Raw genomic sequence first — 14,258 nt, 5'->3', positions numbered from 1 at the left:
CCCCCGTTATCCTTTCACTTTATTTAATAGTTCTTTTATTTTTTTTTCTGCATTTCTCCTTCGCGCATAACGCAGAATTTTTTTTACATCAATGTTATATTGCTTAAAGCAATATTCATAGATGTCAGCAGTCTCTGAATTGTTAATCAGACCTGAAGTGAACTTATCAGCGACCAAATCTACTAATAATTTTTCTAACCTTAGTTGATGTGGAGTATCCATGTCGTATGGAGATTCAGTAATCAGTTTCTTAACGACAATCGTACCCCATTCAGCATACCTATAGAACTCCTCAACAGTAGGTGTTAATTGAACTTTAGAATACTTTTCTTTTAAAATATCAAAAAACGATTCAACAAAGGAAGATTCTACCTCAATGACGTAAGTCTTGTTAGCAAGTAAATGATTCAGAAACTCATTTAATTGAGAAAATTCCCATACTTGAAAGTTAATTTCTGGATATCGTTCTTCTAAAAAATCATGAATTTCTTTTAATTCCTGACTTAACTGATAAGTGTAAGTTTTTTTGTTGGTAATGACTGTGTATTGATCTTTATCTATTTTTTTAATTAAATTCTGTCGCAAATATCTCTCTAATAAAGAGCTAAGATTATTAAAATTAAAATCAGGATTTTTTTGCCTAATTACTTTTCGTAAATCTTTACGGCTAAATTCTCTTTCATCTCGCATAGAATCGATGATTTCATAATAAATCAAGACCATCACCTCCAACGTGATATTTTGGCAAAAATTTAAAATTTTGCCGATAATTCATCTACTGACATATTATACCACAAAATAGAATGAAGATAACTATCACGTGGAAAATTGGCAAATTTTTAAATTTTTGCCAATTTTCCACGTGGATCTTGTGTTGAGTAAATACCTCGTTGCTTGAAGTGTCCTGCTGCCAGTAGTAAAGAACGTGATTTTATGGAAGTTTAGGCCAGGAAAAAGCTTTATTTGGTATCAGATTATTTATCAAAATTGTTTACTGTTTACTGTTAATCAACGCAGAAGTTAAATGATATTGATGTCTGTAATTGAATTTTCATCTTTATATGCTTCTACTATAGTTCCAGATATTTTATTTTATAATAAACTAGGTAAGCTGTTGAAATTCCCTTTGTCAGAAAGCTTTGTAATCATTTCCAGAAATTAACAGGTTGCTTTGGTCAGGGAATTTCGTTACACTGTAAATAAAGCCGGGATAAATTCGAAGAGGCATAAAAAATGAGAAATGAACGGATAATCTATCTGATTATGAAGGAAGATAATTACATTACAGCGAAGCAGATTTCTGAGATTATGGGAATCAGTCGGAAATTAGTGGTTCAGTCAATACAGGAAATTAAAGACGAACTTCCGGAATATGGCGCCCTGCTTGAAGTGAAAAAGGGACGGGGATATCGTATCCAAATTCATGATAAAACGAATTTCGACGCTCATTTTCAGATTCCGCTGACTCAGAACATGATTAAAACACAGACTTCCGACAGTCATTCTGAACGTGTCATTTTTCTCTGCCGTAAATTATTATCCCAGGAAAAGCCGATTACCATCAGCAGTCTGGCAGCCCAGATGTATCTGTCCAAGGGCGCGATTGAAGAAGATCTGAAGCAAGCGTATGAACTGCTTGCCGACTATCAGCTGTCCGTGGAAGCCTGGCAGAATAAAGGCCTGATCGTCATCGGGGAAGAGAAAAACAAACGGTTTGCGATTACTGATCTGATTGGAGTTTATTATAATTTTTATCTGTTAAAGGAAGTCGATCCGGATTACTGGCGATGGATTGCCTGCGAAAATGATGAAGCTTCAAAAATCAGACATCTTATCTACGATGTTCTGCAAAGCTGTCATATCCGGATCAAAGATATCAACGTTCAGAGAATTACAGCCTATCTGATTGTAATGCGGCATCGCTGTTCGGCCTGGTATCCTTTATATTTGACTGACGAAGAGAAAGTTGAAATGCGGACATGGCCGGAAATTCAATATGTTCACCTGCTTTTTGATCAGCTGGTAAAGGAAAATCCGGATTTTTGCGTAGATGAAGATGAAAGAGGGATCGTTGCCCAATTACTCCGCATCAGTCAGGAGACTGCTGGAACTTCCGGTTTTCTTTCCTCGCCAGAACTTTGCAGCCGTGGGTATCAGGTTATCCACGCAATAGAAGAACATCCGGTTAATCCCTGGATTCGCATGTTAATCACGATTGAAACACTGCATGGAGCATTGATAAACCTGATATGCAAAGCATTATTCCGCAAGCAATGGAACTTGCCGGAAAACGGCCATTTCATCAATCAAATTACCGATATTGTCGTCTTGAACTCGCCGATTTGTTATTATGCTGCATGTAAGCTCGCCACCCTCGTTAAAGAAGAAATCCATTATTCATTCAGCGTGGAAGAAATCACAAAATTAGTTCAGATTATTTATCATGAATGCGAACAAATTGAAATTCCGCACCGGCAATTAAAAATGCTTACACACTGTGAGAACGGTATGGATATGGCGGAGCTGATGATCCAAAGATGGAACCGACTTTTCGGTGATTTCATCGAAAGCAATCAAGCTGTTGAGCTTTATGAGGTAAGAGAATTAGCGCGGAAGAATTACGACTGCATTTTACTTCTGACTTTGGATTTTGCATATAAAGAAACGATTCCGCCGTTTTTTACAGCGTTTATTCCTGACAAAGACGATATCAGCCAGTTTATTAACGATTACATTTTGCCTTGTTATGAGTTGGAATTTTATCTGCCAGACAAGGAGAAGATCTCACTTCATGAACACAGCGCGTTCAAAAGTGAAGCGCAGTTCATTCACCAACTCGCATACAAAGTCTGCCTGCAGATAAAAGAAGGAAAACTCCTTGAGAAGCAGTTAAAGCAAGATTTTCTTTCTTCCTTTCTCGTTTTAAACGAAGAAGTCATCGTATTGCTTGGCGATCAGGAAATCGTTAAAAAAGAAATTTTTCAAATTCACAGGTTTAAACATGCCATCCGCTGGAAAGGCCGAACGGTGAAGACGATTTGTTTCGCAGTTCTGGCTCTGGACAATCCTGTCAGGATGAAACTTCTGGAAATTTTATGCCGGAAACTCAGCGCAGGAAGAATTCTTTCCCGTTATGAGGTAAAAAGTAAAGCTTTGATTGAAGCCATGGAGCATGCGGTCAGAGCGGAATTAAAAATTAATTTAATTCGTTGATTTTTATCAGCGACGCTGAAAAGTACTCTTTTAAAGGAGTATTTTTCTTTGTTTCTTAAAAACAACAGTGTTCCTATAATAAAAGTATCTCATGAAAGCGCTTAAATTGAGAGGTGGGAGGAGAAGAGAATGATCACTCTATTTCGAATCGACGAACGTCTGATTCATGGCCAGATTGCGATTAAATGGTCTAAGCATTACAACATCAATCGGATTGTGGTCGCCAATAATCAGGCTGCGTCAAGTCCGCTGATTCAGAATACGCTGCGAATGGCTGCCCCCGATCAGGTGAAAACCGCTATTTTGCCGATTGGCAAGGCGATTGCTTTACTGAAGGATCCCCGCTGTGCGGAGTTAAGAATTCTGGTTTTAGTGGATTGCCCGCATGATGCCCGGCTGATCGTCAGCGAGCTGCAGGACATTGAAATGATCAATGTCGGAAACTATGGCAGGATTGGAAAAGAAGAAGTACTTCGTTCCCGCAGACGATATTCTAAGAATATTTATTGCAACGAACAGGAAGCCTCGGATTTTCTATCTTTGATCGAAACCGGCATTCCTTGTATCTATCAAACAGTACCGGAGGAAGCACCGGTAAATGTTGCGCAGTGGTTTACGCATAAAGGGGGAATTTAAAATGCTGCAAAGTGCGTTAATCTGTACCTTCGTCTTCTGGCTGGCAGGGGCTATGGACTTTACCTGCTTTAGCTGGGCTTTATTTACACGGCCGCTAATCTGCGGGCCGATCACCGGATTGCTTTTAGGCGATCTGAGGACTGGAATCATCATGGGCGGCGCGATTGAAGGCATCTACATGGGCGTCAGCAATATCGGCGGCTCCACGCCGGCAGATCCATGTCCGGCAACCATCATCGCCGTCGCTTACTCCATTCTGACCGGCAGCGATATTGCCACCGGCGTTATGCTTTCACTGCCGATCGGTACACTTATGCAATCCTTTACGAATATCTTAACGCCATTCTATGCTTCATTATCCGTTTACTGGGAGAAATTAGCGGCTTCGGGAAATACGAAAAAAATGGGGCGGCAGGTTGTCTTGTTTGATTTATTCCTGCAGCGGATTGCCCAGATGCTTGTTCTGTTTCTCAGCATCGCTTATGGAATCGAAGGAATCCAAACTGTTTTTAATTCTCTGCCAGGCTGGGTGCTGAACGGATTTAATGCGGCCAGTGGAATGATGACAGCGGTTGGCTTTGCAATTTTGATGACAATGATCTGGTCGAAGGAAGTCGGCGGATTCTTCTTTGTTGGATTTGTTCTGGCCAAGTATCTGGGGCTGGGTACACTTCCGATCGCGATTTTATTGGCGGTCGTAGCGCTGTGTGTCTTCTTTAACGAGAAGCGATTTATTGAAATCTCAGCCGTTTCTAAAAACGTCAAAGAGAGTCAAGAGGAGGATTTTTTCTAAATGGCGAAAAATCAGATAACATCGGCGGAAAAGAAGATTTTAAATTCTATGTATTGGCGGTCAGGATGTTGCTTTGCGACGTTTAATATGGTAAAGATGGAAGGCAATGCTTTTACCCTGACCATGGCTCCGGCGATCAATGAAATTTTTAAAGATGACGAGGAGGAACGCTGCCGGACACTGTTGAGGCATAATAATTTCTTCAATACACATGCGGTTTTCCTGCCCTTTATCGCGGGACTGTGCTTTGCGATGGAAAAAGAAAGAAAAGAAAAAGGGACGGTGGACGCTGATACCATAGAAAGTATAAAAGTTGCGTTAATGGGACCGGCAGCGGGGATCGGCGACGCCTTCTTCTTCAACTGCGTCCGCGTGATCGCCGCAGGGATTGGAATTGGTCTGGCGGCGCAGGGAAATCTGCTCGGATCGATCATTTTCGCGATCATTTATGGCGGTTCCCAGATGCTGCTGCGCTGGTATTTCCTGCATATTGGGTTTCATGCAGGTACGGATTTTATCAATACAGTATTTGAAACCGGATTGATCAAGGCGGTTACGAAGGCAGCTTCCATTTTAGGTGTGGGCATGGTCGGCGCTATGGCGGCTCAAATGGTAAATGTTCCGCTGGCCTGGACGATTCAGATCGGGGAAGCCGCGGTTGTGGTCAACGACGTGATCAATTCAATCATGCCGGGTTTCCTGTCCATCGTTTTGCTCTTTGTTCTGATGAACCTGATTCGAAAAGGCAAACGACCGGCGATGTTGATTTTCAGCATTATGGTTATTTCTCTGATTCTGGCATTCCTGGGTATTTTCTGATATGCTGCGGCAGATCGTCTGCCTGATCCTTGCCATCCCTTTTGCCGCGCTCGGTTCGTCGCTTATATTGAAAGCCGGGATCGGAGTTGGCGCCTGGGATGCGCTGAGCAAGTGTGCGGCGCAGCTGTGCGGAATCAAGATCGGTACACTCGGAATGATGACGAACAGTCTCTGCGTCATAGGACAAATCCTGTTGTTAAGAAAAGCGTTCAAGCCGCTGCAGCTGCTTCAGTTTGGAATGGCCTTTCTGCTCGGCAGTCTGGTCAACTTCTTCTATTATGACATCCTTAGCCAGCTGGCCGTTCCAACCTATGGTCTTTCGATCATATTCCTGCTTGTCGGCAATGGGATCAATGCCGCGGCAGTGGCCCTGATCCTCAGCCTGAATATTGTGACCTTTCCAGTCGGCGGCCTGGTTCTGGCCGTTTCGCAGGTGACAAACCATGCGTATGGGAAATGCCGACAGAGCTTGGATGGAATCTGCATCTTGATGATTCTGATTCTTGTTTTCGGATTTCAAGGGGAAATGACGCTGCGGGAAGGCACGATTGTCAGTATGCTTATGTTTGGTCCGCTGGTGGATCGGTTCATGGCTTTATTTCACACGTATTTAAAGAAGGGAGCAAGAATTTGATTATTGTTCATGGTAAAGTTTTTATTGACGGCCAGTTTCATGAAACTGACTTGAGAATCACCGGAAAGAAAATTTCAGAAATAGCTCCGCGGCTGCAGGATGAAGAAAAGATTGATGTGCAAGGGGCTCTGATTTTTCCAGGGTTTATCGACACGCATATTCATGGAGCGGAGCAGGTTAATTGCGGGGAAAGCGCAGCGGCAATGCGAAAAATCTGTGCGGCATTGCCCCGATACGGAGTAACAAGCTTTACGCCGACGCCGATCGCCGACGATATTGAAACATCGCAAAAGGCGGTTCAGGTAATCAGGGAAGCAAAGGGTTCTTTGGGAAGCGATATCTTAGGGATCTTTTTATACACCGGTTATAAAAACCGATCGATTTCGTATTACGCTCCGCCGACGCTGCCCACACCGGAACATACTCGGGCGTTAGCGGGGCAGGATCTGTCGCTGATTTTTTCGGCCCTGATCGCGCCTGAACTGGACGGCGGCCTGGAATGGATTGATTGGGCAGTGGAACAGGGGATGCTTCCTGTTATCGGCTTTTCAGAAGGAAGTCCGGATATCATTCATCAGGCTGTCGCCCGCGGTGCACGGCTGACCGATCATTTCCCAAATGGTTTTCCGGCGATCGATCATCATCTTTCACAAGGGGTCGTTCAGTGTTTGTTGGAAGATGATTTGGCAATGCAGGTGAATTGCGATTGTATTCATGTCGCGCCGGAGTTTTTAAGAATGATGATCCGATGCAAAGGCTTAGATCATCTCGTAGCGGTTTCTGATAGTTCCTGCCTGCTGGGGTGCCCTGACGGTGAATATCAAATGGGGGATAAGAAAGTGTTTTTGAAGGATGGAGCGGTTCGTGATGTTAACGGGAAACTGGTGACAGGAGCGCATTCTTTTGATGAGAACATGCGGACATTACGCGAAAGGGGTTTCACATTAGAAGAAATCGGGGCCTTGTGTGCTGAAAATGCGGCTAAAGCTTTGAATTTAAAAGATCGCGGGAAGATCGAAGTTGGCCGCAGGGCAGATTTAGTCATCATGGATGAAGGCTTGCATGTCCGGAAAACGATGATCGAGGGTGAATGGTGTTATCAGAATGATTAAGATTTTAATTGCCAGTCATGATCGGATGGCCAGCGGTATGAAGGCGTCAGCTGAATTTTTCACCGGTCCTTGCGACCGACTGATGGCGATTGATGCGTATACCGATGAACAAGATTTTGAGAAACAGATTCGCAATTATTTAGCGAAGCAGAACGATGCGGAACAGATTCTATTTCTTTCCGATCTGTATGGCGGCAGTGTTAATCAAATCATGGCCCGCGTGATGAGCGAAAGAAAAAATATCCAGCTGATTTCGGGCTTCAACTTTTCCTTGCTTCTGGAATTAATGGAGTGGAATGAAGCGTATTTGAGTGAAGCGCAATTAGATATTATGATTGAACAGGCCAGGCAATCAATGAGCCGGGTTATCTTGAAGGAATCAGAAGCTGAAGCATTCTTTTGAGGAACTGCCAGGCTGGGATAAACGAATTGGAAGGCCAATAATTTAAAATAAGGAAGAGGTAATTCTGGTTTAGGATAGTTCTTCCTTTTTTATATTATTTGAGGGAATTCTAAAGCCAGAACGCAAAGAGGTGTTTTTCAAGTAAAGCATTTTCCGGTTTATTTTTGTTTTGATGCTGGAATATCTTCGCGAAGCAGATCAGGATGTTTGACAAGCGCCGGGTTTAATAATAAACTTAGGGTGCAAAAAAACAGGCTAGAAAAGAGGTTTTTTCAATGAACGATACATTAATTCACGCAATCAGTGCGAACGGGCATATTCGGGTGCTGACCTGCACCTCCACGCAGCTGGCGGAACAGGCGCGGAAGCAGCATGATCTGTGGCCGACCAGTGCGGCGGCGTTAGGCCGCGTGCTGACGATCACCGCGATCTTGGGCAGCATGTTAAAGACGGAAAAAGAAAAGGTGACCGTCCAGATCAACGGCGGCGGTCCCATCGGAACGATCATGGCCGACGGCTGGGCGAACGGCAATGTGCGCGGATTTGTCGGCGATCCAGAAATTTATCTGAAATATAACGATACCGGCAAGCTGGCGGTCGGAACGGCGGTCGGCAAGGATGGCTATTTAAAGGTCATTAAGCGGATGAACATGAAGAACGACTTCACCGGTCAGGTTGCGCTGGTCAGCGGCGAGATCGGCGAGGACTTCGCGTATTACTTTACAATTTCTGAACAGACACCTTCCGCGGTATCGCTGGGCGTACTGGTTGATACGGATAACTCGGTGATAGCGTCAGGCGGAATTCTGATCCAGATGATGCCGGAGGCCACGGAAGACGATATCAAGCTGGCGGAAGCCGCAGTCGCGAAGCTGCGTCCGGTTTCGGAGCTGGTGAAGGAAGGCCATGACGCCAGGGCGCTAGCGGCGATGTTGTTTGACGATCTGGAAATTCTGGAAGAAAAGCCGATCCAGTGGCATTGCGACTGCAGCAAGCAGCGCTTCAAAGCAGCGCTGACAACGCTGGATCGCGCGGAATTGGAAAAGATGCTGGAAGAAGACCACGGCTGCGAAGTAAAGTGCGAATACTGCAACAATAAAGTTCAGTTTACCGAAGATGATCTCCGCAGCATCCTGGAGTTCAAAGCGGCATGTGGAAAATAAGAAATCTTGAAATTGCCAATCCGGTCGTCATTGCGCCGATGGCCGGGATTTCCAACGCGGCGTTCCGGACGATCGCGCATGAATTCGGCGCGGGTCTGATCTATACGGAAATGATCAGCGACAAAGCGATCTGTTATTCCAATAAAAAGACGATGGAGATGACACAGCTGGCTCCGAATGAGCATCCGATCGCGATGCAGCTGTTCGGTCATGAAGAAGCGTCGATGATTCAGGCGGCGCAGGTGCTGGATAAAACGGACTGCGACGTGATCGACATCAATATGGGCTGTCCAGTACCGAAGGTTGTCAATTCCGGTTCCGGCAGCGCGATGATGAAGGATCCGGAAGCGACCTGTCAGCTGGTGCGTAAAATTGTGGCAGCGGTGGAAAAGCCGGTGACGGCCAAGATCCGTCTGGGCTGGGACAGTTCTTCGATCAATGTGCTGGAAATGGCGCGGGGATTGGAAGCAGCCGGCGTCAGCGCGCTGGCGGTTCATGGCCGGACGCGCAGTCAGCTGTATGAGGGCAAGGCCGATTGGAGCTGGATCAAGAAGGTGAAAGAAGCTGTTTCGATTCCAGTGATAGGCAACGGTGATCTGCGCAGTGTGGAAGACGCTGTGGCAAAAATTCAGGAGACTGGAGTCGATGCGGTGATGATCGGCCGGGGCGTATTGGGCAATCCGTGGCTGATCCGCGATCTGGTCTGCGCGTTCTCCGGGGAAGGGTCAGCCGAACCCGTCAGCGATCATGAAAAATTTGAGATTGCGCTGGAACACGCCCGCCGGTTGTGCACATTAAAAGGCGAACGGATTGGTATGAAGGAGATGCGCGGGCACGCCTGCTGGTACATCCAGGGCATTCCCTACTCCAACCGGATGAAAGATCGTATCAATCAGATGACAACCTATGCTGAATTTGAGTCGATGCTAAAGCTTTATGAAGAAGCGCTGGTCAGCGGTAATTTCGACAGGCTGTATCCGGCAGAGTAAATGAATCAAGAACGAAAGCCATTCCTGAAATCCGGGAGTGGTTTTTTTCCTTTCGAAATTGACAAACGGAAAAGATTGTTATACTGTATTATTATGAATAGTACAGATTGCGGATACGCAATCCAGCAGATCCTTTTGCGATCTTGGGGGATAATCAGAATGGGAAAGAAATTGTTTGCGATGTTGACGATGGCCTTCATGCTTTGCGGGTGCGCAACGGAAATGAATGCGCTGCAGGAAGAAAAAGTGGGAGAACAATGCACGAAACCGGTAGAGCTGAGAGTCGCTGCATTATCTGAAGTCTGGTCAACCGCGCAGTATTATTATGGATATTGGAATCAGATGCCGGAGGATTTTGACTGAGATGAGAAATATCAGGAATTTTTACCGCGGGTGATGAATGCGGAAACGGATGATGAATATGTTGACGCCATGCGGGAATTTGTTGCTTTGCTTCATGATGGACATACCAACTTTATTCCCGCGTCAGAATATCAGCTGAACAAAGCCTACCTGCCTTTTGACCTGGAAGATCTTGATGGCAGGCTGTTTCTCAAAGCTGCCAGCCGGAATTATGAAGTTCCTTTAGGCAGTGAACTCCTTGAAGTGGAAGATCAGCCCGCACTCGATTACATCTTGAAGAATTTTGAAAAGTATGTACCGGTGCTGACGGAACCCGCCCATGAAATCGAAACGGTAGAGCAGTTTTTAAAAGATGAAAAAGGAAAAGAGATTACATTAAAATGGTTAACCCCGCAGGGTGAATTTGTAGATTCAAAAGCCAGTTATGAAACCTCAGGTTCCATTTATGTAAATCAGTTAAAAACACCGTCACTTTCAGATAAGAAACTTCTGCTTAAATCCAGTCCTTATTTTATGTGTGAACTTAACGAAGATCTTGTGTATTTGGAAATAACATCTTTTATGGGAGACAGTGAAGATCTCTATTATGAACAAGTCATGCCCCTGCTTGAACCATATTCAGGGGTAATTATTGATATTCGTCACAATGGCGGTGGGAATTCATATAATGGGGATATCGTGTTAAATTCTTTTACAGATCAGCCTTTACCAAGAACCTTCCGCTTTGAATCTGAATTTCATTCTTCCTGGATTCCGTATGGAGACAATGATGATTCTCTCTTCTATAGTGGAGGAGAACTTGACGAATCTGCTCAGCGCATGGTAAAACATGAGTATTATGGGATAGATGAAGAAATTGATGATTATCTGAGCCATATCGAAGAGCTTGAGGATCATCGGGAATTTCCTAAGAAACCTTTTACAATGGATAAACCTGTCGTTATTCTTACTTCGCCATATGCTGGATCGGCGGCAGATACTTTTTCTGTTACAGCGAAAGCTATGGATAATTTTACACTGATGGGTCTGAGAACCCATGGAGCGACAGGAAATATTTATGATGTCTCTCTTTCAGATGGAAGCAAGTATACTTTATCAATTATGAATTGTTACGGTCCAAATAAAAAAAGTATTTGGAATCGCGGTGCAGAGCCGGACATTGAAATGTGGACAACGCCGGAAGATTTACTGAGCGGTGAGGATACCGTTTTAAATGCCGCGATTGAAACACTGCAGCGCCAAATCAAGGAACGAACAGGAGAATGACATGTTTACAATAGATCAGCACAGCCGTCAGCCGATATATGAACAGCTGAAGGAACAAATTATCCGGTATGTCAGTCTGGGTGTTCTGCAGCCGCAGGACCGGATGCCCTCGGTGCGGATTTTGGCGCGGGAGTTGGGGATCAATCCCAATACGGTGGTAAAAACCTATCAGGAGCTGGAAGACGAAGGCATTCTGGTCACAGAACCTAAAAAAGGTTTTTTTGTCAGCGATCAGAATGTGCATTCCATTTTAAGTTTGAGACAAAAAGAAGAATTCCGCAAAGCGGTAATCCGTTGCCGGGAAACCGGAATCTCTGAGGATGACGCGCAGAAAATTGTCCGGGAAGTCTATGAAGGAAAGCAGGGGTAAACCATGTTAAGGGTGGAAAATTGCCGGAAGGTGTATGACGAACAAACGGTATTGGAACATTGCAGCTTGGAGTTGGCGTCCGGTTCGATCCTGGGGCTGATCGGAATCAACGGAGCGGGGAAATCCACGCTGCTGCACTGTATCAGCGGCGCGATTCCCGTCGATGAAGGAACAATTACATGGAAAGAACAGCCGGTGCTCGATCATCCGGAGGTGAAACAGAAGATTTTTCTGGTTCAGGATGAACCCGTTTTTGCACAGACGGAAAATGCCCGGGAACTGATCGAATATCTTTCCTTATTTTATCCGGCCCTGGAATCGGAGTTATTCTACGATCTGTTAAGCCAGTTAAAGCTCAATCCGAAACAGCCTTTCTCCGCTTTCAGCAAGGGGATGAAACGGCAGGTTTTGATGGCCGCAGGGCTGGCGGCGCACCCGGAGCTGCTTTTGATCGACGAGGTGTTTGATGGGTTGGATCCGTTTGCCCGGCGGCTGCTTCAAGGTCAGCTGGCGGCGCAGACCGTTGAGGAAGGCATGAGTTCGATATTAACCTCGCACCGGCTGAGCGATCTGGAGAATTTCTGCGATGAATACGCGTTGTTGGACAAGAAGCGGATTCTGCATCAGAACTCCATGTTTCAAACGCAAAAGGAGCTGGTTAAAGTCCATCTCGCGTTTGATCATCCGATCAATCCCGCGATGTTTCAGGATCTTGAGTTGCTGAAGCTGGAAATTCATTCCCGGATGGCGCAGGCGATTCTGCGCGGCGATCATGACGAGGTGGAAGCGAAGCTGCGGAAGCAGAATCCGGTCATTCTTGAAATCTTTGATTGTACGCTGGAAGAAATATTCCTGGCGCAGCTGGAAAAGCGGGAGGAACTGCAATGATCCATAAGAAATTATTAACGGCCATGTTAAAGAAAGATTTTAAATTGTTTCTCTGCCTGCTGCTTCTGGATTTGTTGATCATGCCGTTCGTCTATGTTAATTTTCCAACGATGATGGACGATGCCAGTCTTTTGTTTAACTTTTATTTTATCTATCTGCTGCTGCTCATCATCATCCTGATCCGGCGTCAGCTCGGCTTTACGATGAAGCGGGAGGAAAAAATTCATGACTATCAACTGCCGCTGACGAAAAGAAGTTTGATTTTGACACGGTTAACAGCTGGAATCCTTGTCTTCCTGATTCCTTATCTGATCGCCTGGCTGATCATGGGGATTCTCATGCTTGATCGCCATGCCACTGTGATCTCAATCTGGAATGGAACGGTGCAGCTGATGCTGGCGATGATGATCTATCTTTGTTTTTGCGCCTGGGTATTTCTGCGCAGCCGCAAATCGTTTCAGGCGATGCTGACGATCGCCGTCTGGACGCTGGCTCCAGTCTTTATCGTTTCGGCGTCTGTAGATATTATGCGGGGAACGGTCACATATCGTTATCAACTCAGGGAATTCTTTACACTGCTGCATGATTTCGGATGTCTGCCGGGTTTGTTTACTCTTGCGGCGAAAGGGTTGATTTGCGACTCTACATTTCCTTCATTAGGAAGCTGTCTGCTTGTTGACGGTGTTTATCTGGCTGCGGCGTTGCCTGCAGTCTATCAGGTAACCAAGAATTCAGCAGAAAACGAGCATAAAACGTTAAAGCAAAGCGCGTTATTCAAACTGATGCCGCTTGCTTCCGCGGCTGGCGTGATGATTTGGGGATCGTTGACGGCGGTCAGGCCCCAGCAATGTCTGCTTTCCGTAATTTTGGCAGCTGTCCTCTACTTGTTGATCCGTTTCCTTTCTTACTCGAAGATTCAGTTCAACAAAATGATGCTGCTGGTACTGACCGTTGAGTTTCTGGTGGTTCAGGGAATTTTCTGGTCGTGGCGGGTCAGCGGCGGCTGGGGCATGACCCATCATACAACCGTCGAAGACGTCTACTTTATCACTTACTATGATGGTCTTGGCAAAATCGGAAGCTATTATAAATACTTTAACGTGGAGAATACTGCAAGTTTAAGTAAGGAGGATAAAGAAATCCTGATCCAGGCTCAGGTGGAAACGGATAAGCGGTATCGCCGCCAAGGATTGAAAGACGCGGTGGGTATGATCCAAATAATTTATCGCACGCATGACGATAAATACAGTTATTATCTTCCTTATTATGCGGATATTATGGAACCGGCGATAGAACTGCTGGAAGAACAGGATGTTCCGATTTCCACTTATCTTCGTGTTGATTATCCGGGCTGGGAAAATTACTTCTATTTACAAGGATTGAGCATCAAGCTGTTTTAATCTGGTTTGAGGTTATCTCCGGCAATTAAGCTGCGATCCAATGAAGAATAAGCTAAACGCAAATTCAATCCGCTCCGGTTTTCCTTCCTGGAAAATATGTAAAACGCGTTCATTAAGCCCTGAAATGACATTTCCCCCGTTGACAAACAATTTGAAAATGCTATAATCTAAACGATTATTTGCGCGAGGAACAGAGGAGTAATCCGGAA

Annotated in this window: 15 protein-coding genes, 1 pseudogene and 1 other annotated feature (1 of these 17 running past the window's edge); of the genes and pseudogenes, 15 read left to right on the top strand and 1 reads right to left on the bottom strand. The window is 45.1% G+C overall.

The annotated features are described in order from the left end of the window. Positions 1-6: 6 nt before the first annotated feature. Positions 7-717 carry a DUF6577 family protein gene (locus I2G61_RS08295; protein ID WP_139248657.1) on the bottom strand — a complete coding sequence of 237 codons (711 nt, stop codon included), beginning with the start codon at positions 715-717 and terminating at the stop codon, positions 7-9. A 516-nt stretch (positions 718-1,233) separates the two neighbouring features. Between I2G61_RS08295 and I2G61_RS16770 the strand changes: the two are divergent. The 15 genes and pseudogenes from I2G61_RS16770 to I2G61_RS08230 form a co-directional block, all read left to right on the top strand. Then, positions 1,234-1,716, top strand: a pseudogene (locus I2G61_RS16770) (HTH domain-containing protein); the annotation flags it as partial. Positions 1,717-1,971: 255 nt separating this feature from the next. Further along, entirely contained in the window at positions 1,972-3,213 is a 1,242-nt protein-coding gene (locus tag I2G61_RS16450; protein WP_229100716.1) for a hypothetical protein, read from the top strand. Between the two features lie 129 nt (positions 3,214-3,342). Further along, a complete protein-coding gene (locus I2G61_RS08285) occupies positions 3,343-3,849 on the top strand; it encodes a PTS sugar transporter subunit IIB (protein ID WP_072685477.1) in 507 nt (168 codons plus the stop codon). Position 3,850: 1 nt separating this feature from the next. Next, complete coding sequence (locus tag I2G61_RS08280) at positions 3,851-4,642, top strand: PTS sugar transporter subunit IIC (protein WP_006057420.1); 792 nt, start codon at positions 3,851-3,853, stop codon at positions 4,640-4,642. Further along, positions 4,643-5,461, top strand: coding sequence for a PTS system mannose/fructose/sorbose family transporter subunit IID (locus tag I2G61_RS08275; RefSeq protein ID WP_072685478.1), 819 nt, complete (start codon positions 4,643-4,645; stop codon positions 5,459-5,461). A 1-nt stretch (position 5,462) separates the two neighbouring features. Then, positions 5,463-6,095 carry a YitT family protein gene (locus I2G61_RS16445; protein ID WP_072685479.1) on the top strand — a complete coding sequence of 211 codons (633 nt, stop codon included), beginning with the start codon at positions 5,463-5,465 and terminating at the stop codon, positions 6,093-6,095. 116 nt (positions 6,096-6,211) lie between these two features. Beyond that, the gene (locus tag I2G61_RS08270) at positions 6,212-7,207 is read left to right on the top strand and encodes an amidohydrolase family protein (protein ID WP_234973207.1); all 996 of its coding nucleotides are present in this window, start codon (positions 6,212-6,214) and stop codon (positions 7,205-7,207) included. Then, positions 7,200-7,610: a PTS sugar transporter subunit IIA gene (locus tag I2G61_RS08265; protein WP_072685482.1), complete on the top strand. Its 411-nt coding sequence runs from the start codon at positions 7,200-7,202 to the stop codon at positions 7,608-7,610. Before I2G61_RS08270 ends, I2G61_RS08265 begins: the two co-directional genes overlap by 8 nt. 275 nt (positions 7,611-7,885) lie before the next feature. Further along, positions 7,886-8,773: an Hsp33 family molecular chaperone HslO gene (gene hslO, locus I2G61_RS08260; RefSeq protein ID WP_195548138.1), complete on the top strand. Its 888-nt coding sequence runs from the start codon at positions 7,886-7,888 to the stop codon at positions 8,771-8,773. Then, complete coding sequence (gene dusB / locus I2G61_RS08255) at positions 8,761-9,762, top strand: tRNA dihydrouridine synthase DusB (RefSeq protein ID WP_195395282.1); 1,002 nt, start codon at positions 8,761-8,763, stop codon at positions 9,760-9,762. The genes hslO and dusB overlap by 13 nt, the downstream gene beginning before the upstream one ends. A 159-nt stretch (positions 9,763-9,921) precedes the next feature. Continuing rightward, complete coding sequence (locus tag I2G61_RS08250; protein ID WP_195548137.1) at positions 9,922-10,125, top strand: hypothetical protein; 204 nt, start codon at positions 9,922-9,924, stop codon at positions 10,123-10,125. 33 nt (positions 10,126-10,158) lie between these two features. After that, complete coding sequence (locus I2G61_RS08245; protein ID WP_229100715.1) at positions 10,159-11,391, top strand: S41 family peptidase; 1,233 nt, start codon at positions 10,159-10,161, stop codon at positions 11,389-11,391. Position 11,392: 1 nt separating this feature from the next. Further along, positions 11,393-11,761, top strand: a complete 369-nt coding sequence (locus tag I2G61_RS08240) for a GntR family transcriptional regulator (RefSeq protein WP_072685486.1) — start codon at positions 11,393-11,395, stop codon at positions 11,759-11,761. Between the two features lie 3 nt (positions 11,762-11,764). Continuing rightward, positions 11,765-12,649 carry an ATP-binding cassette domain-containing protein gene (locus I2G61_RS08235; RefSeq protein ID WP_072685487.1) on the top strand — a complete coding sequence of 295 codons (885 nt, stop codon included), beginning with the start codon at positions 11,765-11,767 and terminating at the stop codon, positions 12,647-12,649. Beyond that, positions 12,646-14,049 carry a hypothetical protein gene (locus I2G61_RS08230; RefSeq protein ID WP_195548135.1) on the top strand — a complete coding sequence of 468 codons (1,404 nt, stop codon included), beginning with the start codon at positions 12,646-12,648 and terminating at the stop codon, positions 14,047-14,049. The genes I2G61_RS08235 and I2G61_RS08230 overlap by 4 nt, the downstream gene beginning before the upstream one ends. A 177-nt stretch (positions 14,050-14,226) precedes the next feature. After that, positions 14,227-14,258, top strand: a binding site (T-box leader) (it continues 181 nt past the right edge of the window).

Source organism: Holdemania sp. 1001095H_141210_F2 (assembly GCF_015558105.1).
In the GTDB taxonomy this organism is placed as follows: Bacteria; Bacillota_I; Bacilli_A; order Erysipelotrichales; family Erysipelotrichaceae; genus Holdemania.
The sequence above is the reverse complement of the archived record's forward strand: the minus strand, read 5'-3'. Positions and strand labels throughout refer to the sequence as shown.

Bases quoted from the DNA above. Each gene is read 5' to 3' on its own strand.
- I2G61_RS16450 (WP_229100716.1), top strand. From the start codon at position 1,972: ATGCGGACATGGCCGGAAATTCAATATGTTCACCTGCTTTTTGATCAG.
- I2G61_RS08285 (WP_072685477.1), top strand. From the start codon at position 3,343: ATGATCACTCTATTTCGAATCGACGAACGTCTGATTCATGGCCAGATT.
- I2G61_RS08280 (WP_006057420.1), top strand. From the start codon at position 3,851: ATGCTGCAAAGTGCGTTAATCTGTACCTTCGTCTTCTGGCTGGCAGGG.
- I2G61_RS08275 (WP_072685478.1), top strand. From the start codon at position 4,643: ATGGCGAAAAATCAGATAACATCGGCGGAAAAGAAGATTTTAAATTCT.
- I2G61_RS16445 (WP_072685479.1), top strand. From the start codon at position 5,463: ATGCTGCGGCAGATCGTCTGCCTGATCCTTGCCATCCCTTTTGCCGCG.
- I2G61_RS08265 (WP_072685482.1), top strand. From the start codon at position 7,200: ATGATTAAGATTTTAATTGCCAGTCATGATCGGATGGCCAGCGGTATG.
- hslO (WP_195548138.1), top strand. From the start codon at position 7,886: ATGAACGATACATTAATTCACGCAATCAGTGCGAACGGGCATATTCGG.
- dusB (WP_195395282.1), top strand. From the start codon at position 8,761: ATGTGGAAAATAAGAAATCTTGAAATTGCCAATCCGGTCGTCATTGCG.
- I2G61_RS08250 (WP_195548137.1), top strand. From the start codon at position 9,922: ATGGGAAAGAAATTGTTTGCGATGTTGACGATGGCCTTCATGCTTTGC.
- I2G61_RS08245 (WP_229100715.1), top strand. From the start codon at position 10,159: ATGAATGCGGAAACGGATGATGAATATGTTGACGCCATGCGGGAATTT.
- I2G61_RS08240 (WP_072685486.1), top strand. From the start codon at position 11,393: ATGTTTACAATAGATCAGCACAGCCGTCAGCCGATATATGAACAGCTG.
- I2G61_RS08235 (WP_072685487.1), top strand. From the start codon at position 11,765: ATGTTAAGGGTGGAAAATTGCCGGAAGGTGTATGACGAACAAACGGTA.
- I2G61_RS08230 (WP_195548135.1), top strand. From the start codon at position 12,646: ATGATCCATAAGAAATTATTAACGGCCATGTTAAAGAAAGATTTTAAA.